Annotated in this window: 20 protein-coding genes; 13 read left to right on the top strand and 7 right to left on the bottom strand. The window is 69.2% G+C overall.

From position 1 onward, the window contains the following. Nucleotides 1-7: 7 nt before the first annotated feature. Nucleotides 8-922, bottom strand: coding sequence for a LysR family transcriptional regulator (locus tag HWX14_RS04305; RefSeq protein ID WP_175881677.1), 915 nt, complete (start codon nucleotides 920-922; stop codon nucleotides 8-10). Between the two features lie 125 nt (nucleotides 923-1047). Between HWX14_RS04305 and HWX14_RS04300 the strand changes: the two genes are divergently transcribed. Then, nucleotides 1048-2328 carry a YbfB/YjiJ family MFS transporter gene (locus HWX14_RS04300; protein WP_175881676.1) on the top strand — a complete coding sequence of 427 codons (1281 nt, stop codon included), beginning with the start codon at nucleotides 1048-1050 and terminating at the stop codon, nucleotides 2326-2328. Nucleotides 2329-2489: 161 nt separating this feature from the next. Here HWX14_RS04300 and HWX14_RS04295 read toward each other — a convergent pair whose 3' ends face one another. Then, complete coding sequence (locus tag HWX14_RS04295) at nucleotides 2490-3545, bottom strand: fimbrial protein (RefSeq protein ID WP_244130160.1); 1056 nt, start codon at nucleotides 3543-3545, stop codon at nucleotides 2490-2492. A 269-nt stretch (nucleotides 3546-3814) separates the two neighbouring features. Here HWX14_RS04295 and HWX14_RS04290 point away from each other — a divergent pair, with 269 nt between their 5' ends. From HWX14_RS04290 to HWX14_RS04250, 9 genes are all read left to right on the top strand, one after another. Next, on the top strand, nucleotides 3815-4351 hold the full coding sequence (locus HWX14_RS04290; RefSeq protein ID WP_175881675.1) for an NUDIX domain-containing protein: 537 nt from the start codon (nucleotides 3815-3817) through the stop codon (nucleotides 4349-4351). 157 nt (nucleotides 4352-4508) lie between these two features. Then, the gene (locus tag HWX14_RS04285; RefSeq protein ID WP_175881674.1) at nucleotides 4509-4946 is read left to right on the top strand and encodes a thioesterase family protein; all 438 of its coding nucleotides are present in this window, start codon (nucleotides 4509-4511) and stop codon (nucleotides 4944-4946) included. A gap of 9 nt (nucleotides 4947-4955) precedes the next feature. Beyond that, entirely contained in the window at nucleotides 4956-5891 is a 936-nt protein-coding gene (locus HWX14_RS04280) for a branched-chain amino acid ABC transporter permease (RefSeq protein ID WP_175881673.1), read from the top strand. Next, nucleotides 5884-7113: a branched-chain amino acid ABC transporter permease gene (locus HWX14_RS04275; RefSeq protein WP_175881672.1), complete on the top strand. Its 1230-nt coding sequence runs from the start codon at nucleotides 5884-5886 to the stop codon at nucleotides 7111-7113. The genes HWX14_RS04280 and HWX14_RS04275 overlap by 8 nt, the downstream gene beginning before the upstream one ends. Then, on the top strand, nucleotides 7110-7862 hold the full coding sequence (locus tag HWX14_RS04270) for an ABC transporter ATP-binding protein (RefSeq protein ID WP_175881671.1): 753 nt from the start codon (nucleotides 7110-7112) through the stop codon (nucleotides 7860-7862). Before HWX14_RS04275 ends, HWX14_RS04270 begins: the two co-directional genes overlap by 4 nt. After that, the gene (locus HWX14_RS04265; protein WP_175881670.1) at nucleotides 7859-8563 is read left to right on the top strand and encodes an ABC transporter ATP-binding protein; all 705 of its coding nucleotides are present in this window, start codon (nucleotides 7859-7861) and stop codon (nucleotides 8561-8563) included. The genes HWX14_RS04270 and HWX14_RS04265 overlap by 4 nt, the downstream gene beginning before the upstream one ends. A 184-nt stretch (nucleotides 8564-8747) precedes the next feature. After that, nucleotides 8748-9494, top strand: a complete 747-nt coding sequence (locus HWX14_RS04260; protein WP_175881669.1) for a glucose 1-dehydrogenase — start codon at nucleotides 8748-8750, stop codon at nucleotides 9492-9494. 273 nt (nucleotides 9495-9767) lie between these two features. After that, the gene (locus HWX14_RS04255; RefSeq protein WP_175881668.1) at nucleotides 9768-10994 is read left to right on the top strand and encodes a beta-ketoacyl synthase N-terminal-like domain-containing protein; all 1227 of its coding nucleotides are present in this window, start codon (nucleotides 9768-9770) and stop codon (nucleotides 10992-10994) included. A 51-nt stretch (nucleotides 10995-11045) separates the two neighbouring features. Continuing rightward, nucleotides 11046-11453, top strand: coding sequence for a YbgC/FadM family acyl-CoA thioesterase (locus HWX14_RS04250; RefSeq protein ID WP_175881667.1), 408 nt, complete (start codon nucleotides 11046-11048; stop codon nucleotides 11451-11453). Nucleotides 11454-11514: 61 nt separating this feature from the next. On the opposite strand, the gene HWX14_RS04245 is transcribed toward HWX14_RS04250, so the two are convergent. The 5 genes from HWX14_RS04245 to iolC all read right to left on the bottom strand — a co-directional run bounded on the left by HWX14_RS04245 (nucleotide 11515) and on the right by iolC (nucleotide 17869). After that, nucleotides 11515-12009 (bottom strand): heme-degrading domain-containing protein, encoded by a 495-nt coding sequence (locus tag HWX14_RS04245; protein WP_175881666.1) that lies wholly within the window; start codon nucleotides 12007-12009, stop codon nucleotides 11515-11517. A 106-nt stretch (nucleotides 12010-12115) separates the two neighbouring features. After that, nucleotides 12116-12934 carry a 5-deoxy-glucuronate isomerase gene (gene iolB / locus HWX14_RS04240; RefSeq protein ID WP_175881665.1) on the bottom strand — a complete coding sequence of 273 codons (819 nt, stop codon included), beginning with the start codon at nucleotides 12932-12934 and terminating at the stop codon, nucleotides 12116-12118. Between the two features lie 56 nt (nucleotides 12935-12990). After that, a complete protein-coding gene (gene iolE / locus HWX14_RS04235) occupies nucleotides 12991-13920 on the bottom strand; it encodes a myo-inosose-2 dehydratase (protein ID WP_175881664.1) in 930 nt (309 codons plus the stop codon). Between the two features lie 60 nt (nucleotides 13921-13980). Further along, the gene (iolD, locus tag HWX14_RS04230; protein ID WP_175881663.1) at nucleotides 13981-15864 is read right to left on the bottom strand and encodes a 3D-(3,5/4)-trihydroxycyclohexane-1,2-dione acylhydrolase (decyclizing); all 1884 of its coding nucleotides are present in this window, start codon (nucleotides 15862-15864) and stop codon (nucleotides 13981-13983) included. Nucleotides 15865-15910: 46 nt separating this feature from the next. Next, nucleotides 15911-17869: a 5-dehydro-2-deoxygluconokinase gene (gene iolC, locus HWX14_RS04225; RefSeq protein ID WP_175881662.1), complete on the bottom strand. Its 1959-nt coding sequence runs from the start codon at nucleotides 17867-17869 to the stop codon at nucleotides 15911-15913. Nucleotides 17870-18186: 317 nt separating this feature from the next. On the opposite strand from iolC, the gene HWX14_RS04220 reads away from it, so the two are divergent. The 3 genes from HWX14_RS04220 (at nucleotide 18187) to HWX14_RS04210 (ending at nucleotide 21809) form a co-directional block, all read left to right on the top strand. Further along, a complete protein-coding gene (locus tag HWX14_RS04220; protein WP_175881661.1) occupies nucleotides 18187-19113 on the top strand; it encodes a sugar ABC transporter substrate-binding protein in 927 nt (308 codons plus the stop codon). Nucleotides 19114-19181: 68 nt separating this feature from the next. After that, entirely contained in the window at nucleotides 19182-20756 is a 1575-nt protein-coding gene (locus HWX14_RS04215; protein WP_175881660.1) for a sugar ABC transporter ATP-binding protein, read from the top strand. Nucleotides 20757-20783: 27 nt separating this feature from the next. Beyond that, nucleotides 20784-21809, top strand: a complete 1026-nt coding sequence (locus HWX14_RS04210) for an ABC transporter permease (protein ID WP_174432082.1) — start codon at nucleotides 20784-20786, stop codon at nucleotides 21807-21809. The last annotated feature ends 41 nt before the right edge of the window (nucleotides 21810-21850 follow it).

Below are 21850 nucleotides of genomic sequence, written 5' to 3'. Positions count from 1 at the left end.
AACCGGGTCAGGCCGGCACGGTCGCGGCCGGCTTCGCCGCGTCGCCGGGCTGCCGCGTGGCTTCGGTGAGCGCATCGCGCAGCGCGGCGAGCGCCGCCGACGCATACCCTCGCCGCCACCCGAGCAGCGTGTCGATGCCTGCGAGTTCGGGAATCGTGTGCGCGGCGACGTTGCCGGTCTCGGGCTGCAGATCGAGCACCGAACGGGGCGCGACCGCGATGCCCGCGCCGGCCGCGACGCACGCGACGATCGCGTGGTACGAGCCGAGTTCGAGCACGCGCGCCGGCTTCACGCCGTGCGCCGCATACCACTGCTCGACGTACTTGCGATACGCGCAGCCGCGCTCGAACGCGATCAGCGTCGGCAGGATCACGTCGCGCGGCGTACGCACCGGCGGATGGCCGCGCGGCGTGAGCAGCACGAGATCCTCGCGGAAGATCGGCACCGTCTCGAACGTGTCGGGCAGCGTGTCCGGCTCGGGCGGCCGCGCGAACAGCGCGGCGTCGATCTCGAAGTCGCGCACGCGGTCGATCAGGCAGCCCGTCGTGCCCGTCAGCAGTTCGAGCGACACGTCGGGCCACGCATGGTGGTAGCGCGCGAGGATGGCCGGCAGCCGGCTCGCGGCCGTGCTTTCCATCGTGCCGAGCCGCAGCCGCCCGCGCGGCGTGTCCTCGCGCACCGCGTCGCGCGCCTCGTCGGCGAGCGCGAGCAGGCGTTCCGCATACGGCAGCAGCGTCTGCCCGGCCGGGGTCAGCACGAGCCGGCGGCCGTCGCGCACGAACAGCGCCGCGCCGAGTTCCTCCTCCAGCTGCTTGATGCGCGTCGTGACGTTCGACTGCACGCGATTGAGCTTGGCCGCCGCGCGCGTCACGCCGTTCTCGCGCACGACCGCCCGGAAAATCGCCAGCGCCGCCAGGTCCATGATTCTCTCCAGGGGATGAGTCGATTCTCAATTATTCATTTTTCGAGAACGCTTGGTCAAGCTAGGATGGACCCATTCCGATTTCCGATCCGGCCGGCGCGCGCGCCGCGCCGGCCCATCCCGCCATGTCCCGCTTCAATGCCCTGACCGCCGCTGCCCGCGTGCTTTCGTCCGACCACGCCGACCGCCGTGCCCGCGCGGCCGCGCTGGCCTGCATGGTCGGCCTGGCCGTCGTGCTCGGCGTCGGCCGTTTCGCGTTCACGCCGCTGTTGCCGCTGATGCTCGCGGACGGTTCGATCGGGCTGAAAGCCGGCAGTTGGCTTGCGTCGGCGAACTATGCGGGCTATTTCGTTGGCGCGGTCAGTTGCGCGGCGCTGCGCGTCGCGCCGGCTCGGATGGTGCGCTTAGGGCTCGCGGCAACCGTGCTGCTGACCGCCGCGATGGGCGTCGGTCACGTGCTGCCGGTGTGGCTCGTCGTGCGCTTCGTCGCGGGCGTCGTCAGCGCATGGACGTTCGTGTTCGTGTCGCAATGGGGCCTGCGGCGGCTGGCCGAGCTGCATGCGCCCGAATGGAGCGGGGTGATCTATGCGGGGCCGGGCGTCGGCATCGTGGTGACGGGGCTGATCGGCAGCGCGCTGGCCGGCCAGCGCGCGGCGGTGGGCTGGCTGGGTTTCGCGGCGTTGTCGGCCCTCCTGTCGGTCGCGATCTGGCGCACGTTCGGTACGGCGCCGGCTCCCGAACGGACTCCGACCCCGGCGCGCGCACAGGCCACAACACCGCCGGCCGCCGCGCCGCATGCGGCCAGCGTCGCTCCGGCCACCCCGACGGCGCGGGCCGACACGCGACGCCATCGCGCGGACGCCGCGTGGCTCGTCGTGCTGTACGGCGCACCGGGCTTCGGCTACATCATCACCGCGACGTTCCTGCCGGTGATCGCGCGCGCCGCGCTGCCGGCCGCCTCACCGTGGCCCGACCTGTTCTGGCCGATGTTCGGCGCGGCGCTGATCGTCGGTGCGATCACGGCCGCGCGGCTGCCCGGGCACTGGGACAACCGGCTGCTGCTGGCGGCCGGCTGCGCGACGCAGGCGCTCGGCATCGCGGCCGGGATCGTATGGCCGAACGCGGCCGGTTTCTCGATCGGCAGCGCGTTGCTCGGCCTGCCGTTCACCGCGATCACGCTGTTCGCGATGCGCGAGGCGCGGCGCCTGCACGGCGAGCGCGCGGCCGGGCTGATGGGCTATGCGACCGCGTCGTACGGCGTCGGGCAGATCCTCGGGCCGCTCGTCGCGGCGCCGCTGGCCGCGCGTTTCGGGTCGTTTACGCCGGCGCTGTGGGTCGCGGCGGCGGCGCTGGTAGTGGGCGCCGCGGGCTTCTGCGCGACGGCATTGTCGCGCAACCCGCGTTGACGTTTGCGGCGGGCGAACATGGCCTGCGTTGACGCAGGCCGCAGGCGGTCAACGGGGCGGACGGGCCGGGGCAGGAGCCGATGCACACCCGGTCGACCGAGCCGGCGAACGGGATGTGTCGCGATGACCCGACGGGCCGGCCCGGCCATGCTCGCTCGCGTTCAACGATAGTCGAGCAGGATCAGCGCCGACGCGCGCACTGATCCGCCGCGCACGACGGGATCGGTCTGCACGTAGGAGGCGATCAACGGCAGCATGTAGGAACCCGCCTGTCCGTCGTACGGCGTGGGGCGTGACTGACCGAGGGGCACATATTCGTTTGCTACCGGGTTGAGCAGCCGGATGCCGACGCCCGCCGCCGTTGAGTCCGGTTGCAATGCGAGCGTACCGGGCAGATATTCGATGGCGGGGGTTGCCGGCTGAAACTGGTAGCCGATCTGGTTGAATCCGGCGGGACAGTTGTTGAACTGGACGACGAAAGGCGTGGCGCCCGTGCTGCTTCCGACGCCATTGAAGCTGGCTGCCGACGCATCCGACAATCTCACCGTCTGTGACGGAACCGTGCAGGTGCCGGCGATGAACCGGACCTCGGGCACGAGAAAGATCTGCGTGTAATCGCCGAACAGGCCGCTCTTGTAGTAGATGGTCACGTAGTTGCCCGCGAAGGTGGGCTTCAGCGTGCCGTTTTGCGGCGGCCGCCCGTCGAGGAACAACTGAACCTCGATGCCCGAGCGGACCGTCATGCGGGTCGTGTCCCTGAGTGCCACACCGTCGGCGATCACGCGCATCGACAGGCCGGATACGCCCGTCTCGATGTCGGGGCCGGGCGCAGTGCTGATAATGCTGCCTTTCGGATAGAGCTTCGAACTCGTCACTTCGCAGGTGGCGGCGTTGCAAAGTTGTTGCGGACTGTAATACTCGCGCGCCACGACCATGCCGGACGGTGCGCCGGACGGGATCGCGACCTTGTCTTTGCCGAAGCCGTACAGCGACGACGCCGCCGATGCGTGCGGCGACAGGCAGATGGCCACGCCGAGGAACGCCAGCCGCCGGGCAAGCCGTGCGGCCGCGAGGTAGCGTGGCGAGCGACGCGCCCACGCGCACGAATCCGTTACGACCGTACTTGCGCGGGTTCGGTGCTGCCGGCCACCCGGCTGGATCGGCAGCGTGTAACGGCGCCATCCCGCTGCGATCGTTTTCTTGATGTGCAATTGCATTTTTGCGCGGTGGCCAAAGAGTGGGAAAGGGGCGATTTTTTCATTCGATGTATCCCTCCGTGAATCGGACAAGTACTAAATTTTCGTTTTTATGGCGTTAGACCGGGGTGCACCGGCGCCTGGCCCGGCGATATCGCACGCGGCCGATGCACCGCGAGTGACCGACGCCCGGGCGCGGGCAAACTCGCTAGAATGAAGCCTTTCCCGCGCCGAGCGGGTGCCCGACGCGGCCCGCAGGCCGATGCCCGGCGCTCGCCAGATCCCCATCGATGACCACCGCCGACTACCGCTTTTGCCCGCGTTGCGCGAGCCCGCTGACCGAGCGTGCCGATCCCGACCATGAAGGCGGCCGCATCCGCCAGGCCTGCCCCGACGACACCTGCGGCTACGTGCACTGGAACAACCCGTTGCCGGTGGTCGCCGCGATCGTCGAACTCGACGGCAAGATCCTGCTCGCGCGCAACGCCGCGTGGCCCGAAGGGATGTTCGCGCTGATCACCGGCTTCCTCGAAAACGGCGAGACGCCCGAGGACGGCATCGCGCGCGAGGTGTTCGAGGAAACCGCGCTGAAGGCCGAGCACGTATCGCTCGTCGGCGTGTACGAATTCATCCGCAAGAACGAACTGATCATCGCGTACCACGTGCGGGCGTCGGGCACGGTGTCGCTGTCGCCGGAACTGCTCGAATACAAGCTCGTCGATCCGCCGCTGCTGCGCCCTTGGCGCGCCGGCACCGGCATCGCGCTCGCCGACTGGATGCGCGCGCGCGGCCTCGATTTCGACTTCGTCGACCGGCCGGGGCAGTGACGGGCCGGCCTGCCCGCAGCGTGTCGTCCGCCGTGCCGCGCGCGATTGCGGCGCGGTGCTGCGTTGCCTGCCGGCGCGTCGCGAGCTTCGGCCGCCGCGCGTCGTTCCAATTGTCCCCATCGTTCCCTTCGTCTCCATCGTCCTGAGCGCCATCGCCATGTCCGACAAGCCGCAGCCGCGTCCGCGCGACGCCTATCGCCACTTCCTGCCGATCACGACCCGCTGGATGGACAACGACGTCTACGGGCACGTGAACAACGTCGTCTACTACAGCTACTTCGACACCGTCGTGAACGAGTACCTGATCCGCGCGGGCGTGCTCGACGTCGAGCACGGGCAGACGATCGGGCTCGTCGTCGAGACGCAGTGCAACTACTTCGCGCCGCTCGTGTTCCCGCAATCGGTCGACGCCGGCCTGCGCGTCGTCAAGCTCGGCACGTCGAGCGTGCGCTACGAAGTCGGGCTGTTCGCGCAAGGCGATGCGTCGCCCGCCGCGCAGGGGCATTTCGTGCACGTGTACGTCGATCGCGGCACGCGCCGCCCGGTGCCGCTGCCCGACGCGCTGCGCGCCGCGCTCGAACCGCTCGCCACCTGACCGGACGCGGTGCACGCATTCGCGCTCCAGGCCTTCAACGGCCTCAGCTACGGCTTGCTGCTGTTCATGCTGTCGGCCGGCCTCACGCTGATCTTCAGCGTGCAGGGCGTGCTCAACTTCGCGCATGCGAGCTTCTACATGCTCGGCGCGTACGTCGGCTACAGCATCGCGGCCTTTGCGGGCTTCTGGCCGGCGCTCGTGCTCGCGCCGCTCGCGGTCGGGCTGCTCGGCGCCGGCTGCGAACGCGTGCTGCTGCGCCGCGTGCAGGCGCGCGGCCATACGAGCGAGCTGCTGCTGACCTTCGGTCTCGCGTACCTGATCGGCGAGGGCGCGAAACTCGCGTGGGGCCTCGCGCCGCTGCCGGCGCCCGTGCCGCCGCTGTTCGACGGCGCGCCCGCGAGCGTGTTCGGCCTCGCATTGCCGCGTTACCGGCTGTTCATGATGGCGATGTCCGCGACGATGCTGGTCGCGCTCGGCGTGCTGCTGCGCGCATCGCGCATCGGGCTCGTCGTGCGCGCGGCGCTCACGCATCGCGCGGCGGTCGAGGCGCTCGGCTACGACGTGCCGCGCGTGATGACGGCGCTGTTCGGCGCGGGCACCGCGCTCGCGGCGCTGGCCGGCGTGATCGGCGCGCCGCTCGCGGTGATCGAGCCGGCGCTCGCCGAAACCGTCGGGTCGGTCGTGTTCGCGGTCGTCGTGATCGGCGGCCTGGGCTCGCTCGGCGGCGCGTTCGTCGCGTCGCTCGCGGTCGGCTTCGCGCAGACCTTCGCGGCCGCGAGCGACACGTCGCTGCGCGACCTCGCGCAATGGACGGGCATCGCGCTGCCCGATAGCGTCGCCGCGGTGTCGATCGCGCAACTGGCGCCGCTGGTGCCGTACCTGCTGCTCGTCGCGGTGCTGGTCGCGCGGCCGCGCGGATTATTCGGCGAGCGTGTCGATGCGTAGCCGCGCCCTCGCCGCAGGCGTGCGCTGGGCGCTGTTCGCCGCGTGCGTCGCGCTGCCTGCGTGGCTGTGGCCGCATGGCGCGGTGCTCGGCTATCTCGCGCAGACGGCCGCGCTCGTCGTGCTCGCGCTGTCGTACAACCTGCAGCTCGGCACGACCGGGCTGCTGTCGTTCGGGCATGCGGCGTTCGCGGGCCTCGGCGCGTACGCGGCCGCGCACTGGTTCAATCACGTCGGCGGCCCGCTGCCGCTGTTGCCGCTCGTCGGCGGCGTGGCCGGCGCGGGCTTCGGATGCGTCGCCGGGCTGCTGGCGACGCGCCGTTCCGGCACCGCGTTCGCGATGATCACGCTCGGGCTCGGCGAATGCGTCGCGGCGGCCGCATGGAGCGTGCCCGCGTGGTTCGGCGGGATCGGCGGCGTGCCGATCGACCGCGCGAGCGGCGCGCCGTGGGGCAATGGGTATTTCGGCGCGCCGGCGCACGCGTATGCGCTGATCGCCGCGTGGTGCGTCGTGTCGGCGTGGGCGATGCATGCGCTGACGCGCACGCCGCTCGCGCGGCTCGCCAACGCGGTGCGCGACAACCCGGCGCGTGTCGCGGCGCTCGGCACCGATCCGCGCCGCGTGCGGCTCGCGATGGTCACCTGCGCGTCGTTCTTCGCCGGCATCGCCGGCACGCTGACGCTGATCGACGTCGAGATCGCGACGCCCGACAGCGTGTCGATGGCGCGCTCGGCGACCGTGCTGATCGCCGCGGTGATCGGCGGCACCGGCACGTTCTTCGGGCCGGCGGCCGGCGCGGCCGTGCTGACCGCGCTGAGTATCGGCGTCGCGGGCGTGTCGCGCGCATGGGCGCTGTATCTCGGCGTGCTGTTCGTCGCGATCGTCGTCGCCGCGCCGGGCGGGATCGCGGGCATCGCACAGGTGCTCGCGCAGGCGCTACGGCGTGGCGCGCCGGCGGTCGAGCGATGGCGCGTGCTGTGCGGCGTCGGCGCGTGCGCGTTCTGGGGCGTCGCGCTCGTCTGCGCGGCCGAACTCGGCTATGCGTGGCGCTTCGCGCAGGACGACGGCACAGGCCTCGCGTTCGGCGCGTGGGGCATCGACGCCGATACGCCGGCCGGCTGGGCCGTGGCGGCCTCGGCGGCCGGCATCGGCGCGCTGCTGTGGGGCTGGCGCGCGCGGCTCGGACATGGCGCGGCGGCCGGCACGCGGGAGGACGCGCGATGAACGGCAACGCGATCGCGCTGCACGGCGTCGTGCAGCGCTTCGGCGCGCAGACCGTGCTCGACGGTGTCGATCTGAGCATCGCGGCCGGTGAGCGCCACGCGCTGATCGGGCCGAACGGCGCGGGCAAGTCGACGCTGTTCGGCGTGATCGCCGGCGCGACGCGGCCGACGCGCGGGCGCGTCGTGCTGCACGGCGTCGAGTTGCGCGGGCGCGGGCCGGTCGTCGCGAGTCGCCTGGGCATCGGTCGCAGTTTTCAGCAGACGAGCGCGTTCGCGCGCCTGAGCGTGTTCGACAACCTGCGCTGCGCGGCGCTGCATGCGCCGGCCGAACGGCGGCGCTGGTGGAACCGGCTGCGCGAATCGGCGTCGGTCGATCTCGCGGCCGCGCGCGTGCTGCACGACATCGGCCTCGACGCGCGGCGCGACACGCCGGCCGGCGAACTGAGCTATGCGGAGCAGCGCGCGCTCGACCTCGGGATCGCGCTCGCGAGCGGCGCGCGTACGCTGCTGCTCGACGAGCCGACGGCCGGCATGAGCCGCGCGCAGGCGGCGCGGATGATCGCGCTGATCCGCGCGACGACGCAGGGCTGCACCGTGCTGATGATCGAGCACGACATGGACGCGGTGTTCGGTTTCGCCGAACGCATCACGGTGCTCGTGCGCGGCATGGTGGTCGCGACCGGCGCGCCCGACGCGATCCGCGCCGATCCGCGCGTGCGTGCCGCGTACCTGGGCGAGGGCGCCGCATGAGCGCCGTGCTCGACATTCGCGGGCTGCGCGCATGGTACGGCATGCGGCCCGTGCTCGACGGCGTCGATGTCGCGCTCGCGCCGGGCGAGACGCTCGCGCTGCTCGGCCGCAACGGCTCGGGGCGCTCGACGCTCGCGAAGGCCGTGATGGGGCTGGTACGCACGGCCGGCTCGGTGCGCATCGCCGGCGCCGAATGCGCGGGCGCGCGGACGTTCGAGATCGCGCGGCGCGGCGTTGCTTACGTCGCCGAAAGCCGCGACGTGTTCCCGCTGCTGAGCGTGCGCGACAACCTGCGGCTCGGTTTGCGCGGCGCGAGCGGTGCGGCCGAGCGTGCGGCGCTCGACCGCCTGTTCGACCGTTTTCCGCTGCTGGCCGCACGCGCGGACGTGAAAGCCGGGCGGCTGTCGGGCGGCGAGCAGCAGGTGCTCGCGCTGGTGCGCGCGCTCGCCGGCCGCCCGCGCGTGCTGATCGTCGACGAACCGGCCGAAGGACTCGCGCCGCTCGCGGTCGACGAGGTCGGCACGTGTCTCGCCGCGCTGCAGGCCGATGGCGTTTCGATCGTGCTGATCGAGCAGCGGCTGCAGCTCGCGCCGCGGCTCGCGCGGCGCGTGGCGGTGATGGGGCGGGGACGGATCGTCTACGACGGTGCGCTCGACGGGCTGGGCGGCGAAGTCGCCGACGCGTGGCTGAGCGCCGGTTGACCGCGCCCGGTCGATTGTTCGGCAAACTCCGCCAGTCAATTCGCGTCGAGCCGCTTTATCGCTGCGGTGCCGCACCGTACATTGCCAGTCAGGCCGGTCGCCATCCCAACGCATCGATGCATCGACGCATCGTCTCGGCAACCGGCGCCATCCATCGAACGTCTTCGGACTGAGGAATGAAATCATGAGCAAGCTGACAGGCAAGGTAGCGGTCGTCACGGGCGCATCGAAGGGTATCGGCGCGGCGATCGCGAAGGCACTGGCCGACGAAGGTGCGTCGGTCGTCGTCAACTACGCGAGCAGCAAGGCGGGCGCGGATGCGGTCGTGAGCGCGATCACCGAAGCGGGCGGCCGCGCGGTCGCGGTCGGCGGCGACGTGTCGAAGGCCGCCGATGCGCAGCGCATCGTCGATACCGCGATCGACACGTATGGTCGTCTCGACGTGCTCGTCAACAATTCCGGCGTGTACGAATTCGCGCCGATCGAAGCGATCACCGAGGAACACTACCGCCGGCAGTTCGACACGAACGTGTTCGGCGTGCTGCTGACCACGCAGGCGGCCGTCAAGCATCTCGGCGAGGGCGCGAGCATCATCAACATCAGCTCGGTCGTGACCAGCATCACGCCGCCGGCCAGCGCCGTGTACAGCGGCACGAAGGGCGCGGTCGACGCGATCACCGGCGTGCTCGCGCTCGAACTCGCGCCGCGCAAGATCCGCGTGAACGCGATCAACCCGGGGATGGTCGTGACCGAGGGCACGCACAGCGCGGGCATCATCGGTTCCGATCTCGAAACGCAGGTGCTCGGCCAGACGCCGCTCGGCCGCCTCGGCGAGCCGAACGACATCGCGTCGGTCGCCGTGTTCCTCGCGTCGGACGATGCACGCTGGCTGACCGGCGAGCGCCTGGTCGCGAGCGGCGGGCTGCGCTGAGTCGGCATCGGGGGGGCCGTGCGCGCGGCAACGTGCCCCGCGATTGCCGCGTCGCAGGCCCCCGCTGGCGCGGCATCCCCGCCGCGCAGCGTCGGTCGGGTTTGCGAAAACGCGAATTTCGATATTTAATTCCTCTGAAGTGATCCGGCGGGTTTGAACGGTTTGCATCCGGATGCAGACGGCGCACGTCGCTGGCCAGTCGAGCGAACATCGGCGGCGCGACGCTCGGCATGCGGCCGACGCCGACAGGGTTCGTTTTCGGGGAAGCGGGACATGAGACGTGCGGTCATCACGGGGATCGGCATTGCGTCCAGCATCGGCAGCGATGTCCCGACCGTGCGCGAAGCGCTGCGCGCGGGCCGCAGCGCCATCGTGTTTTCCGAATCGTTCAGGGACGCCGGATTGCGCAGTCACGTCTGGGCGCCCGTCGAGGCGCCCGCCGCAGACCGCGTCGACCGCCGGCATCTCCGATGGATGACCCCTGCCGCGCTGCAAGCATTCGCGTGCATGCAACAAGCGATCGACGACGCGCGGCTCCCCCCACACCTGGTGTCGAACGAGCGTACCGGCGTGATCGTCGGCAACGCGTGCGGGGTATCGCTCGGTTACGTTCATGCGGTCGATGCCATGCGCACGCGCGGCTTGCGCGGCGTCGGCGCTTACGACATCGTGCATTCGATGCCGTCCGTGCATGCCGCGTGCCTGGCCGTCGCGTTCGGCGTGCGCGGCGTGAGCTATGCGATCTGCGGCGCGTGCGCCGCATCGGCACAGTGCATCGGCCATGCGGTCGAATTGATCCGCGCGGGCACGCAGGACATCGTGTTCGCCGGCGGCGCCGAAGAACTCGGCTGGGAAATCGCGTGCCAGTACGATGCGATCGGCGCGTTGTCGACCCGCTTCAACGATACGCCGGCGCGTGCATCGCGCACCTACGACGCGGGCCGCGACGGCTTCGCGATCTCCGGCGGCGCAGGGATCGTCGTGGTCGAGGAAATGAACCATGCAATCGAGCGCGGCGCCCACGTGTATGCGGAAGTGATCGGCTACGGCACGACGACCGACGGCGTCGACATGGTCGTGCCGTCCGGCGAAGGCGCCGAGCGCAGCATGAGGCTCGCATTGCGCGGTATCGATTTGCCGATCGACTATCTGAACACGCACGGCACGTCTACGCCCGTCGGCGATATCCGCGAACTACGCGCGATCCGGAACGTGTTCGGCGAGGCCGCGCCGCCGTTGTCGTCGACCAAGTCGACGACCGGCCACGCGCAGGGTGCGGCCGGCGTGCACGAATTCATCTATGCGCTGCTCATGATGAACGGCGGATTCATTGCGCCGAGCATCAACATCGAGCAGCTCGACGATGGCGCGCGCGGCTTCGACATCGTCACCGTACCCACGCAGCGGACACTGACGACCGTGATGACGAACAGTTTCGGTTTCGGCGGCGTCAATGCGACGCTCGTGATGACGAACGCCTATCGCGCGCAGATGCAATAGCGACGCCGCATTCCTTTTCCCGAACTGCCGATTTCTCCCGGAGGTCTCGACATGGATGTTGCTCCCAGCCATCGCAGCCATCACCTTTCGTTGCGCGTGCCGTTCGCGGATGTCGATCTCGGCGGCGTCGCCTATCACGCGAACTACCTGCGCTGGTTTGATCAGGCCAGGATGGAATGGTATCGCGCCAACGGCATCGATCTCGCGCACATGATGGCCGAACTGCGAACCGGACTCATCGTCTGCCGCATCGAGACGGCGTTCCTGTCGCCGGCGCGTCACGACGAACCGTTGACGATCCGCACGACGCTGACCGAGCTCACGCGCGTGCGTATCGCGTTCCAGCAGGAGGTCTATCGCGACGATACGCTGCTGGCCAAAGGGCGAACGGGGCTCGCCGGCGTGAATCTCGACACGCTGCGGCCCGTTCGGATTCCGTTCGCGTTTCGCGTCGAATGAAAGACGCATGCCGTGGCGCTGTGCGGCCCGCAGGCCGCCGGCCGCGAACGGGCGTGATGCGTTACGCGCTCATCGCCAGCGCATTCGCGCCGACGTGCCATCGCAAGCATTCGACGACGAGCGCGTGATTGGCTTCGGAGCCGAGCCCCGCGATCGTCATCGCGCCGACGATGCCGGCCCCGGCGACCCGCAACGGCACGCCGCCGCCGTCGAGCGCGTAGTCGTCGTCCGACAGGCCCTGCGAGCGCAGCGACCAGCCGGCACGCCGAAAGCACGCGCCGACCGCGAGCGAACTCTGGCCGAACCGCAGTACCGTGTTCTGCCGGCGGCGGATTGCATCGCTGTCGTGCGCGCCGCTGCCGTCGAGCGCGCAGTAGAACAGCGGTGCGTGCCCGCCGACGATGCTGACCGCGATCGGCAGCCCGCGGCGCGACGCGAGGTTGACCGCGATTTCTCCGATGCGGCGTGCGACGGCGGCATTGAAGTGCGGCAGCGCCGGGTTCGACGCATCGTCGTCGAAGGCGTGGGGTTCGAGGCGAAAGGGGGGCGTCACCATGGCGGCTCCGTCGCGTTGCCGGCGCTGCACGCGCGTGCCGGGCGTCGCATCGTCACGGGCCGCGCGCGGGCCCGTCTTCCGTTCAGTGCTTCGGCGTGTCAGCGCTTCAGCGTTTCGGCGCCGCGTCGAGCATCCACTCGTGCGCGGGATCGTTCTTGAACGCCCACGCGCGGCTTGGGCCCGCCATCACGTTCAGGTAGTACAGGTTGTAGCCGTGCGGCGCGACCACCGGGTGATAGCCGCGCGGCACCATCACGACGTCGTGATTCTCGACCGCGCATGCTTCGTCGAGGCTGCGATCGTCGGTGTACACGCGCTGGAACGCGAAGCCCTGCGGCGGATCGATCCGGTGGTAATAGGTTTCCTCGAGCGAGGTTTCGTCGGGCGCCGCGTCGCGGTCGTGCTTGTGCGGCGGATAGCTGCTCGAATGGCTGGCCGGCGTGACGACTTCGACGACGAGCAAGCGGTCGGCGGCCGGGTTGTCGCCCATCAGGATGTCGCAGACGTAGCGCGTGTTGGTGCCTTGCCCGCGCACCGAGCGGCGCATCCGCTCGCCGTCGAGGCGCCGCACGCGCTTGTCGCCGCTCGCGTACGGCGCCGTGCACAGCGCGACTTCCGCATCGCGCGTCGCGACCAGCGTGACGGTCTTGCCGCCCGGCACGTACAGCGCGTCCGGCGACACGTCCTCGAACACGCTGTCGCGCTTGCCGAGCGCATCGTAGGTTTCGCCGTCGACGTCCGCGCGCACCGTGCCGGTCAGCACGACGACGCACAGTTCGCGCGTGCCGGTGTCGAGCGTTTCGGTGTCGCCGGCCTTCAGGCGCAGCGCGCGAAAGCCGACGTGCTTCCAGCCGGCCGATTCGGGCGTGACGTTGCAGATCTCGCGGTCGGCGGATGCCTTGACCAGCAGGGGAGAAATCGTCATGAAATAAGTCTCCGCAATGGGGTGGGGCGCGAACGCTCAGGCGCTTTCGCGCGAACTCACGCGCTCAACCGGTCGACGATCGCGCGCAGCGATTCGTAGCCTTTTTTCGCATACGCATAGCTCGGCGCGACGGCCGGGTCCTGCTCGGCCTCGACGACGAGCCAGCCTTCGTAGCCGGCGTCCTTCAGCGTGCGCAGCGTCGCGTCGTAGTCGAGCGCGCCGTCGCCCGGCACCGTGAAGGTGCCGTTGATCACGCCGTTCAAAAAGCTCCAGCCGTCGTTGCGCGCCTGGTTCACGACCTGCGGCCGCACGTCCTTGCAATGCACGTGCGCGACGCGCGACACGTGCTTCGTCAGCAGCGCGACCGGGTCGGCCGCGCCGCCGAAATACGCGTGGCCGGTGTCGAACAGCAGGAACACCTTCGCCGGATCGGTCAGCGCCATCAGCCGGTCGACGTCGTCCGGCGACTCGACGTACGCGCCCATGTGGTGATGGTAGGCGAGCTTGATGCCGTATGTGTCGAGCAGGTGCGCGCCGAACGCGTCGAGGCGCGCGGCATAGCGCCGCCACGCTGCGTCGTCGACGAAACGCGGCCGCTTCGCGACCGGCGTGTCGATGCTGCCCTGGATCGTGCCCGCGCATTCGCCGTACACGACGACCTTCACGTCGTTGTACTGCAGCTTCGTCATGTGCGCGCGGCAACGCTCGATTTCGGCCGCGACGGCATCGGCATCGGTCATGCCCGGCGCGAGCTCCGCGAGGAAGCCCGAATACCAGCCCGACACGCACACGAGCCCGAATTCGGCGAGCTTCGCCTTCAGTTCGGGGCCCGTCTTCGGAAACTTGTTGCCGAGCTCGAAGCCCGCATAGCCGATTTCGGCGCCTTCCTTCAGCGCCGTTTCGAGCGGCGTCTCGCCGCCGAGCGACGGCAGGTCGTCGTTCATCCACGACAGGGGATTGATACCGATGCGGACGTTCCAGCTCATGACGTATTTCCTGGTTCGAATGGTGTTGTGTCGGCGCGGCCGATGGAGAGGGTGAGCGGATCAGCGCCGCTGGCGGGTTTTCGCGTCGAGATACGCGCGGTGTGCGTCCGTGACGCCCGCGCGCTCGGACACCTGCGGCACCGCGACTTCCCACCACGCGCCGCCGTCGTCGGTCGTGCGGCGGTGCGTGGTGTCGATCACGAGCACCTGGCTGGTCGTCGCCGCACGTGCGCGCTTCATTTCGTGGCGCAGCTCGCCGACGTCGCGCACGTGCACGGCGTCGGCTCCCATCGAGCGTGCGTGCATCGCGAAGTCGATCGTCGAGCGTTCGCCGCCTTCGGGCACGCAGTCGTCGAGCATGTTGTTGAAGCTCGCGCCGCCGCAGTTGAGTTGCAGCCGCTCGATGCAGCCGTAGCCGCGGTTGTCGAGGATCACGACGATGATCTTGCGGCCGAGCATCACGGAGGTCGCGAGTTCGGCGTTGAGCATCATGTACGAGCCGTCGCCGACGATCACGATCACTTCGCGCTCGGGCCGCGCGAGCTTCGCGCCGAGGCCGCCCGCGACCTCGTAGCCCATGCACGAATACGCATAGTCCATGTGGTAGTTGCCCGGCACGCCGCTGCGCCACAGCTTGTGCAGTTCGGCCGGCAGCGTGCCGGCCGCGCAGACGACCAGATCGTCGCGCGCGCTGTCGCGCCCCGCGTCGGCCGCGGAGTCGCGCACCGCGCCGATCACTTCCGCGTCGTACGGCAGCGTGTCCTTCGGAATCCGTGTGGTCAGGTCCGTCACGCGCGCGTTCCACGCGGCGGCCTGGTCGCGGTTCGCGGCGGTCCACGCCGGGTCGGCACGCCAGCCGGCGAGCGCGGCCGACAGCTGGCCGAGGCCCGTACGCGCATCGGCCACCAGTTGCCGGCCGCGTTTCTTGCCCGCGTCGAACGGCTGCACGTTCAGGCTCAACAGCGTCGCGTCGCCGTAGAGCGCGTGCGAACCGGTCGTGAAATCCTGCAGCCGCGTGCCGACCGCGAACACGACGTCGGCCTGCGCGGCCGCGCGGTTCGCGGCGGGCGAGCCCGTCACGCCGATCGAGCCGAGGTTCAGCGGGTGATCCCACGCGAGGCTGCCCTTGCCGGCCTGCGATTCGGCGACCGGCACGCCGTGCGTGTCGGCGAACGCGCGCAGCGCGTCCCACGCCTGGCTGTACAGCACGCCGCCGCCGGCGACGATCAGCGGCTTCTTCGCGGCCTTCAGCACGTCGAGCGCATCGGCGAGTTCGAGCGCGTCGGCCGGCGGCCGGCGCATCCGGATCACCGGCGGCGCGAAGAAATCCTCGGGCCAGTCGTACGCGAAGGTCTGCACGTCCTGCGGCAGCGCGAGGCACACGGGCCCGCACTGCGCGGGGTCGGTCATCACCTGGATCGCGCGCGGCAGCGCGACGAGCAGTTGCTCGGGCGACGTGATGCGGTCGAAGTAGCGCGTCACGGGCCGGAAGCAGTCGTTCGCGCTGACGTCGCCCTGTTCGAAATCCTCGACCTGCTGCAGCACCGGGTCGGGCAGTCGCGACACGAATACGTCGCCGGGCAGCAACAGCAGCGGCAAGCGGCCGACGTGCGCGAGCGCGGCGGACGTGAGCATGTTGGTCGCGCCGGGGCCGATGCTCGACGTCGCGGCCATCATCCGCTGACGGAAATTCGCTTTCGCGAACGCGACGGCCGCATTGGCCATTCCTTGCTCGTTGTGCGCGCGAAACGTCGGCAGCCGGTCCTTCTCCGCATGCAGCGCTTCGCCGAGCCCGGCCACGTTGCCGTGTCCGAAGATCGCGAACACGCCGCCGCAATACGGCAGGATTTCGGTGCGGCCGTCGGGCTGGACGACTTCGGCGCGCAGGGCGGCCAGGTAGCGCACGAGCGCCTGGCTGACGGTCAGTCTTACGGTGGTGGTCATCGTCGGTCGATAGAAAGAAGTCGGGTGATCGTCACGAACACGGGCATCAGGCCGCGGCGGCGGGGCGCGCGCCGGCCCGGCGGCCCAGCCACGCGTCGACCAGTTGCGCGAAGTTGCCGGCGACTTCGTCGATCAGCGCCTGGTCGTCGATCCTGCCTGCAAACCAGTTCAGCGACGCATCGGCCCACAGCGTGCGCCCGACCATGAAGCCCTTGACGATCGGATTGGTCGCTGCGCGGAAGCTGTCGACGAGGTATTGCAGCGGCTGGTTCAGCCCGAGGATCACCGCGCCGCGGCAGTACGGGTCGCGCTCGGCGATCAGCGCGGCGAGCCGCGCCCAGCCGTCGGCGCTCAGCGGCGTGAGCTTCCACCATTCGGGTTTCACGCCGAGGTTGTAGAAGCGCGCGACCGTGCGCAGCACCGCGTCGTCCTCGGTGCCGGCCGGCGTGACCGCGCGCGGCGGAATCATTTCCAGCAGCAGCTCGTTGCCGCTCGCGCGGGTGGCTTCCCACAGTTCCAGCACGCGCTGCTCCTGCTCGACGCGCAGGTCGACGGGGTCGTCGGGGTGATAGTGGACGAGGCACTTCACGACCTGTTCGGTCGGCCAGTGCGTGAGCGACGAGCCGACCGAGCGCGTGTCATCGAAGCGCAGCGGCCGCGAGCCCGGCAGCTCGACCGGGCGGCCGACCCACCAGCCGCGCCCGGTGGCCGACGCGAGCGCGTCGCTGCCGTACGCGCCGCCGTCGATCAGCACGCCGACGTGGCCGGCGATCCCGCGATCGCGCTCGACCTGTTCGACCGCGCGCACGAGCAGGCGCTTCAGCGTCTTGATCCGCGCTTCGTCCGCGCCGGCCTGCACCGCGAGCTCGTAGAACTGGCTGCGATGGTCGAACGCCATCACGCACAGGTCGTCCCATTCGCGGCGCGCGACCGTCACGCGATGCAGGTGCGCGAGCGTGCGGTCCGCATCGACCTGCGGATTGCGGCTGCCGTCGAACCAGTGCGCGAGTTCGGCCGGCGTCGGCATCGCGGCCGAGCACGCGTGGCGCGACACGACGATCGCGCCGCACGCGTTCGCGATGCGCGTCGATTCGGCCCAGTCGCGCCCGCGCAGCAGCCCCGACAGCAGGCCCGACAGGAACGCGTCGCCCGCGCCCAGCACGTTGAGCACTTCGACGCGCTCGCCGAGAAAGGTCGGCGCATCGTCGATGCTGGCCGGAATGCCGCCTTCGATCACGCAGCAGCCGAGCGCGCCGCGCTTGACCACCAGCGTCGCGTTCGTGATCGCGCGCACCGCCTGCAACGACCCGATCAGGTCGTGCGGCACGCCGCCCGCGATCAGGAATTCCTCTTCGGTGCCGACCAGCAGGTCGAATTCGCCGAGCACCTGCTGCAGTTGCCGCGTCACCTGCGCGTCGGGCACGTAGCGGTTTTCGCCGGCGCCGCGCGCGGTCAGCCCCCACAGCACCGGCCGGTAGTCGATGTCGAGGATCCGCACGGCGCCGTGGCGGCGCGCATACGTCAACGCGGTCAGCGACGCTTCGCGCGTGCCCGGCGTCGACAGGTGCGTGCCGGTGATCGCCAGCGCGCGGCAACCGGCGATGAAGTCCTCGCTGATCTCGTCGGCGCGCACGGCCATGTCCGCGCAGTTCTCGCGCACGAACAGCAGCGGGAACGTATCGCGATCCTTCAACCCGAGCAGCACCAGCGCGGTGAGGCGCTCGCGGTCGGTCTGCAGCTGGCTCGTGTCGCAGCCTTCGCGCTCGAGCGTCTCGCGCAGGAAGCGGCCCATCTGCTCATCGCCGACGCGCGAAATCATCGCGGTCTTCAGCCCGAGCCGCGCGACGCCGAACGCGACGTTGCCCGACGAGCCGCCGAGATACATCTGGAAGCTGCGCGCGTCCTCGAGGCGGCTGCCGTACTGCTGCGCATAGAGATCCACGGCCACGCGGCCGAGGCAGGCGAGATCGATGGGGCGGTCACTCGGAAAGTTCAGCAGGCTCATATCACGTGTCACGCTCGCGGCCGGCGTTCGGCGCTGCCGGCAGATTAGGGGACCGGTCCCGTGGCGGCTGTCCGCGGCCTATGCCGCACGACACGAGGCTGCCTGCCACCGGGAGTCGGGCTACGGAACGGAGTCTAGACTTTTTGGAAATCCAGTTCCCTAGGTGAAATCACGTAGAAATAAATTTCCAAATTTTCGAGGAAGTGATCTACAGTTTCATCCGGATGCTTCAGTCCCGATCGGACCAGATCGGACTCGGCCCGGCGGCGCGCAACGCGCCGTCTTCCGCCCCCCGGAGATGAGGAGACAGATTGATCATGAAGACCAAGCTGATGGCCGTCGCGGCCGCCGCGATCCTGGCTGCGCCGCTCGCGCATGCCGAGAAGATCGGCGTGACGATGGCATCGTTCGACGACACATTCCTGACCATCCTGCGCAACAGCATCGCCGATTCGGCGAAGAAGGACGGCGTGACGGCGCAGATCGAGGACGGCGGCAACGACGTCGGCAAGCAGTTGAGCCAGATCCAGAACATGATCGCGCAGAAGGTCGACGCGATCGTCGTGAACCCGGTCGATACCGACGCGACGCCGAAGATCACGAAGATGGTGACCGCGGCGAAGATTCCGCTCGTCTACGTGAACCGCAAGCCGGTCGATTTCGACAAGCTGCCGGCCGGCGTCGCGGTCGTTGCGTCCGACGAAAAACAGTCGGGCACGCTGCAGGCGCGCCAGGTGTGCAAGCTGCTCGGCGGCAAGGGCGACCTCCTGGTGCTGATGGGCGAGCTGTCCAACGAATCGGCGCGCGCCCGCACCAAGGACATCGAGGACGTGATCGCGACGAAGGAATGTTCGGGCATGAAGATCGTCGACAAGCGCGAAGGCAAGTGGAGCCGCACGCAGGGCCAGGACATCACGATGAACTGGCTGAGTTCCGGCACGAAGTTCGACGCGATCGTGTCGAACAACGACGAAATGGCGATCGGCGCGATCAATGCGCTGAAGGCCGCGCGCAAGCTGACGCCGAAAACGGTCGTCGCCGGCATCGACGCGACGCCGGACGGGCTCGCGGCGATGAAGGCCGGCGAGCTGAAGGTGTCGGTCTACCAGAACGCGACCGGGCAGGGCGCGCAAGCCGTGGCCACGGCGCTCAAGCTCGCGAAGAAGCAGCCGGTCGATCGCTACGTGAACGTGCCGTTCGAACTCGTGACGCCGGAGAACATGAACCAGTACGCGAAGCACTGACCGGTTTTTCCGCTGAACTGCGCGGGCCCGGCGCGACCGGGTTCGCGCGCGACTTTCGAGGAACGTCCATGTTTACAGCCAGGATCGCGCGCTCGATGGCCAGCGAAAGCGCACCGGCCGCTTCGTCCGCCGCGCCGGGTTCGTCCGGTGCGCCCATGGCCGACTGCGTGCTCGAGGTGCGTGGCGTCGGCAAGTCCTTTCCCGGCGTCGTCGCGCTCGACGGCGTGCAGTTCCGCGTGCGCCGCGGCACCGTTCATGCGCTGATGGGCGAGAACGGCGCCGGCAAGTCCACGCTGATGAAGATCATCGCGGGCGTCTACACGCCCGACCAGGGCGAAATCCTGATCAACGGCGAACCGGTCGTGCTGAACGGCCCGCTCGATGCGCTCGACCGCGGCATCGCGATGATCCATCAGGAACTCAACCTGATGCCGTACATGACGGTCGCGGAGAACATCTGGATCCGCCGCGAACCGAAGAACCGCTTCGGCCTGATCGATCACGCCGAGCTGCGCCGCCGCACGGCCGCGCTGTTCGAGCGGCTGTCGATCGACATCGATCCGGAGACCGACGTGCGCACGCTGACGGTCGCGAGCCGCCAGATGGTCGAGATCGCGAAGGCCGTGTCGTTCGACTCGGACGTGCTGATCATGGACGAGCCGACCTCCGCGCTGACCGACAAGGAAGTCACGCACCTGTTCCGGATCATTCGCCAGCTGCGCGAGCAGGGCAAGGGCATCGTCTACATCACGCACAAGATGAACGAGCTGTTCGAGATCGCCGACGAGTTCTCGGTATTCCGCGACGGCAAGTACATCGGCACGCATGCGTCGACCGACGTCACGCGCGACGACATCATCCGCATGATGGTCGGGCGCGAGATCACGCAGATGTTCCCGAAGGAAGACGTGCCGATCGGCGACGTCGTGCTGTCGGTGAAGGATCTCTGCGTCGACGGCGTGTTCCGCGACGTGAGCTTCGAGCTGCGCGCGGGTGAAATCCTCGGTGTCGCGGGCCTCGTCGGCTCGGGGCGCTCGAACGTCGCGGAGGCGCTGTTCGGCGTCGTGCCGGCGACCTCGGGCGAGATCCGCATCGACGGCAAGCCGGTGCGGATCGCGACGCCCGCGCAGGCGATGAAGCACGGGATGGCGTTCCTCACCGAGGACCGCAAGGATTCCGGCTGCTTCCTGAATCTCGACCTGCTCGCGAACATGGAAGCGGCCGTGCTCAGCCGCCGCTACGTGAAGTTCAATTTCGTGCAGCAGGCGCAGTTGAAGCGCGATTGCGAGGAAATGAGCCGGATGCTGCGCGTGAAGTCGCCCGGGCTGCACGAGGAAATCCAGAACCTGTCGGGCGGCAATCAGCAGAAGGTGCTGATCGGCCGATGGTTGCTCACGCAACCGCGCATCCTGATCCTCGACGAACCGACGCGCGGCATCGACGTCGGCGCGAAGGCCGAGATTCACCGGCTCGTCAGCGCGCTTGCCGGCAAGGGCGTCGCGGTGCTGATGATCTCGTCGGAAATGCCGGAAGTGCTGGGGATGAGCGATCGCGTGATGGTGATGCACGAAGGGCGCATGACCGGCATCGTCGATCGCAAGGACGCCGACCAGGTCCGCATCATGGATCTCGCGTCGCGCTGAGCCGAAACAAGATTGGAGACAACTGAAATGGGCAACCTGAACCCGGTCGCGGATGCGCAGACCATGACACTCAAGTCGCGGCATACGAAGTGGCCGCCCGAACTGAGCATCTTCCTCGTGCTGGTCGGCATCAGCCTGTTCTTCGAGATCGTCGGCTGGGTCGTCGTCGGCCAGAGCTTCCTGTTCAATGCCGAGCGGCTCGAGATCATCGTGCTGCAGATGGCCGTGATCGGCATCATCGCGGTCGGCGTGAACCTCGTGATCATCACCAGCGGGATCGACCTGTCGTCCGGCTCGGTCGTCGCGGCGGCCGCCGTCGTGTCGGCGAGCCTCGCGCAGGTGTCCGACTTCCCGCGCGCGGTGTTTCCGCACCTCACCGATCTGCCGATCATCTGGCCGGTGCTGGCCGGCGTGTGCGTCGGGCTGCTGGTCGGTCTCTTGAACGGCACGCTGATCGCGCTGACGGGCATCCCGCCGTTCATCGCGACGCTCGGCACGATGGTCGCCGCGCGCGGCTTCGCGAAGTGGTTCACCAACGGGATGCCGGTGTCGATGCTGACCGACCCGTTCGCGGCGATCGGCGCAGGGGCGAATCCGGTGATCATCTTCCTGGTGGTGGCCGCGATCTTCCACGTCGTGCTGCGCTACACGCGCTTCGGCAAGTACACGTATGCGATCGGCGCGAACCGCCATGCGGCCGTCGTGTCGGGTATCAACGTCACGCGGCACCTGATCTTCGTCTATGCGATCGCGGGCCTGTTGAGCGGCATCGCCGGCACCGTGACGGCCGCGCGTGCGATCTCCGGCCAGTCGGGCATGGGCGTGATGTACGAGCTCGATGCGATCGCGGCCGTCGTGATCGGCGGCACGTCGCTGTCGGGCGGCCTCGGCCGCGTGACGGGCACCGTGATCGGCGTGCTGATCCTCGGCGTGATGACGTCGGGCTTCACGTTCATCCGCATCGACGCGTATTACCAGGAGATGGTGAAGGGCGCGATCATCGTCGCGGCCGTGATCGCCGACCAGTATCGCAACAAGAAGTCGCGTCGCTGATCGATTCAAAAACTATCGAAACCACGGAAATACCCGGGAAG

It is taken from the genome of Burkholderia sp. BCC0044, from assembly GCF_902832955.1.
Taxonomy (GTDB): domain Bacteria; phylum Pseudomonadota; class Gammaproteobacteria; order Burkholderiales; family Burkholderiaceae; genus Burkholderia.
The sequence above is the reverse complement of the archived record's forward strand: the minus strand, read 5'-3'. Positions and strand labels throughout refer to the sequence as shown.